The sequence below is a fragment of the Kineococcus arenarius subsp. arenarius genome, from assembly GCF_050871845.1.
GTDB lineage: Bacteria > Actinomycetota > Actinomycetes > Actinomycetales > Kineococcaceae > Kineococcus.
Map to the genome: position 1 here is coordinate 1 of NZ_JBJLSE010000168.1, position 3,657 is coordinate 3,657.

The window sequence follows — 3,657 nt, forward strand, 5'->3', positions numbered from 1 at the left end:
CCCCCCCCCCCCCCCCCCCCCCCCCCCCCCCCCCCCCCCCCCCCCCCCCCCCCCCCCCCCCCCCCCCCCCCCCCCCCCCCCCCCCCCCCCCCCCCCCCCCCCCCCCCCCCCCCCACCGCGGGCCAGCGCGGCGCGCTGCCAGCGCGGCCCCAGCCCGCTGGCCTCCCACAGCGCCCACAGGACCTGCTCGGCGTCGGCGCCGGGCGCGGTCGCGGCGGCCCGCCCGGCCTGCAGCACCGCGGCCAGCCGCTGCGCCGGGCGCAGCGCGGGGTCCTCGTCCGCCAGGAGCGCCACGTCGGCGGTGGCGGGGTCGTCGGCGCGGTGCGCACCGGCGAGCACCCCGGCCAGGGCGGCGGCGAGGACGGCGTCGCCGGTGCGCCCGCCGCCCGCGGCGAGCTCGGCGCGGCGCAGGCACTGCCGCAACCGCCGCAGCGCCACCACGTCGGCACCCCCCAGCGGTGAGGTGACGAGGTCGCGGACGAGCTCGACGGTGAGGCCGGCGGGGTGCAGCACGACCTCCATCGCGCTCAGCAGGGGGCGCACGGCGGGCTCGTCGCGCACCGGGACCTCCGCCAGCGGGACCGCCAGCGGCACCCCGGCCGCCGTCAGCCCGCGGCGCAGCGCGGCCGTGTGGCCGGCCGAGCGCACCACCACGGCCATGGACGACCACGGCACGCCGTCCAGCAGGTGGCGGCGGCGCAGCCGCTGGGCGATCCAGGAGGCCTCCTGGGTGGGTGAGCCCAGCACGGCCACCTCCACGCCCCCGGGGGCCGACCCCGCCCCGGGGACGCGGCCGGGCAGCGCGGCGCGCTGCGGGGCGCCGCCGAGGGCGCCGATGCGGGTGGCCACCGCCGCGGTGACGGCGCGCACCAGCGGCTGCTGGCGGTGGGAGGTGCCCAGCACGACGGTCGGGGCGGGGCCGCCGTCGGCCGCCCGGAACCTCTCGGCCAGGGTCGAGGCCGCCCGGGCGTCCGCACCGCGGAAGCCCTGGGTCACCGAGTCGGGGTCGCTGACGAGCAGCAGGTCGCGCCCGCCCCCGGCCACCGCCTCCACCAGGCGCAGGCCGGCCTCGGACAGCTCGTGGGCGTCGTCGACGGCGACCAGCTGCCAGCGGTCGCGCTCGGCGGCCAGCAGCTCCGGGGAGGACAGCAGCTGCGCGACGGCCTCGTCGAGGACGGACGCGGGGTCGTAGGCGTTGGCGCGGGCGGGGTCGAAGGCGGTCACACCCACGTACTCCCGGAGCACCGACGCGGCCGCCGCCCACTCGGGACGGCCGTGCCGCGCGCCGACCTCGGCGAGGTCCTGCGCGTCCAGGCCGCGCTCGACGGCGCGCATCAGCAGGTCGCGCAGCTCGTTGCGGAAGCTGCGCAGGCCCCACGCGTCGCGCGGGACGTCCGGCGGCCACTCGGGGGCGCGCACCGCCTCCAGCCGACCGGCGGTCCGCAGGGCGTCCTCGAACACGCCGGTGACGGCGTCGTCGACACCGGCGGCCGTGGCCTCCAGGTGACCGGCGAGCAGCTCGGCGAGGATGGAGTCCTGCTCGGCGCCGGAGATCAGGCGCGGCGGCGGGTCCCCGCGGCGGGCGTGCCCGGCGCGCAGCAGGCCGAACGCGTACGACTGCGGCGTGCGCGCCGCTGGCTGGCCGAGGGTGCGCCGCAGCGCCAGGGACAGCTCGTCGCGCAGGCCGCCCGCCTCGCGGCGGCCGGGGGCCAGGACCAGGACGCGGTCGGGGGCGAGCCCGTCGCGCTCGACGCGGGCGGTGACCAGGGCGCGCAGCGTGGTGGTGCGCCCCGTGCCGGGCGCACCCCGCAGGACCAGCGGGCCGCTGCCCGGGCGGCCGGCGACGACGGCGCGCTGCGTGGCGTCCAGCTCGGGGTGCAGCAGGCCCTCGCGCGGTTCGCGGCGCAGCAGCGGCACCGGCGCACCCCGCCGCGCCGCGCTCCCGCCGGGACCGCCCCACCCGCCGGACGGCGCACCGCCGCCTCCGCCCGCGTCCTCCGTCAGCACGTCCGTCATGCCACCACACCCCTCCGACACGTCCCCGGGGGCGGCCCGCAGCTCACGGGCCCTCGAACCCCGCGGCGTCCCAGCGGGCCGCGGCCAGGTCCACCCGCACCAGCACGGGGTCGGCGTCGTCGCGGCGCAGCGGCGTGCCCTCGGCCCGCCAGCGCGGCACCGCCCGCGCCGCCAGGGGCGGTGCCGCGCTGCCGTCGGCGCGCAGCACCCGCCACCACGGCAGGCCGGAGCCGAAGCGGCCCAGCACGTTGCCCACGAAGCGGGGCCCGCGGTCGCCGACGAGCTCACCGACGTCGCCGTAGGTCAGCACGCGGCCGGCGGGGATGGCCTCGACGACCTCCAGGACCTCCTCGGCGCGCGCGGGCAGGGCCAGCGGGTCGCGAGCGCCCACCCCGGGCCTCAGGGGTTCGGCCAGGGGTTGGGCAGGGCGCCGTCCAGCCCCTTGGTCTGCTGCATCATCACCGGGGCCAGCCGCCCCGCGCCGGGGTTCGGCTCGTGGCCGTGGCCCAGCAGGTGCCCGACCTCGTGGTTGACGAGGTACTGGCGGTACCCGGTGCGGTCCTCGCCGTAGTCGGGGATCGCCTCCACCCAGCGGTACCAGGTGAGCACGGCCGCGTCGCCCACCCGGCACGACAGGGTGCCCATGGTGCGCAGCGGCCGGCACAGCGCGGCGGAGGTGTCCGGGGTGGCGAGCACCAGGCGCAGCTCCGCCTCGCCGTCGGTGCGCTCGAAGCTCGTCGCGCCGCCGGCGCCCCAGCCGCGGGGGTCGTTGAGCACCCCGAGCGCGAAGTCGGCGAACGCCGCGGGATCGAGCACACCGGCGGTCACGAGGTCCCGCTCGACCTCCACGCGCAGGGTGCGCACGCGCGCGGAGGCCGGCGCCGGCACCGAGCCGGGCACCACGTCCAGGGCTCCCCCGCCGCTGCCGGGCACCTGCCGCTGCAGCACCCCGGCCGCCACGTCCGCCTCGGTGAGCCCGGGCGGCAGGGTGGGCGTCGGGGTCGTCGTCGGCGTCGGCGCGGCGGTCGACGTCGGCGCGGGGGTGCCGGGGCCGGTGGCCGCCGAGGCGGAGCCGCCGGCCGCGTCCCGCGCGCCGGTGCAGCCGGCACCGGCGAGCACGGCGGCCCCGGCCAGCAGCAGGCCCCGGCGGGAGGCCTGGGGGGAGGGCCCGCGTCGGGCGGAGGGCGGGCGTCCGGCGAGCACGCACCGAGCATGCCACCCGCCCGTGGCCGGCGTCCCCGTCCGCTGGCGGCGAACTCCCGCCGCACCGGCGCGGTCGGCGGGCGCGGCTCCGACTAGCCTCGCGGGACGACCGCACCCCCGAGCACGGGCGGTGCCGGCCCGATCGACGACCCGGGAGGGACAGCGGTGGAGGTTCGGATCGGCGTGCAGAACGTGGCGCGCGAGCTGGTGTTCGAGTCGGCGCAGACCAGCGAGGAGATCACGTCGGCGGTCACCGCGGCGCTCAGCGAGGGCACCGTGCTGCAGCTGAAGGACGAGAAGGGCCGCACCCTGGTCGTGCCGGTGGCCTCGCTCGGCTACGTGGACGTCGGCGCTGCGGAGGTGCGCAAGGTCGGCTTCGGCCTGTCCTGACGCCGGCCGCGCCGGCGCCCCCGCGGGCGCACCGGGGTGCGCCCGCGG

General features: G+C 80.7%; 4 protein-coding genes. 1 reads left to right on the top strand and 3 read right to left on the bottom strand.

Going from position 1 to position 3,657, the window contains the following annotated elements:
• The 3 genes from ACRYM0_RS20545 to ACRYM0_RS20555 all read right to left on the bottom strand — a co-directional run.
• On the bottom strand, positions 1 to 2,016 hold a 2,016-nt coding region (locus ACRYM0_RS20545; protein WP_432507705.1), incomplete at its 3' end, for a UvrD-helicase domain-containing protein.
• 43 nt (positions 2,017 to 2,059) lie between these two features.
• The gene (locus tag ACRYM0_RS20550) at positions 2,060 to 2,407 is read right to left on the bottom strand and encodes an MGMT family protein (protein ID WP_432507706.1); all 348 of its coding nucleotides are present in this window, start codon (positions 2,405 to 2,407) and stop codon (positions 2,060 to 2,062) included.
• Between the two features lie 8 nt (positions 2,408 to 2,415).
• Entirely contained in the window at positions 2,416 to 3,219 is an 804-nt protein-coding gene (locus ACRYM0_RS20555) for a DUF3152 domain-containing protein (RefSeq protein WP_432507707.1), read from the bottom strand.
• A 165-nt stretch (positions 3,220 to 3,384) separates the two neighbouring features.
• Here ACRYM0_RS20555 and ACRYM0_RS20560 point away from each other — a divergent pair, with 165 nt between their 5' ends.
• Complete coding sequence (locus tag ACRYM0_RS20560) at positions 3,385 to 3,609, top strand: DUF3107 domain-containing protein (protein WP_432496653.1); 225 nt, start codon at positions 3,385 to 3,387, stop codon at positions 3,607 to 3,609.
• Positions 3,610 to 3,657: the final 48 nt, after the last annotated feature.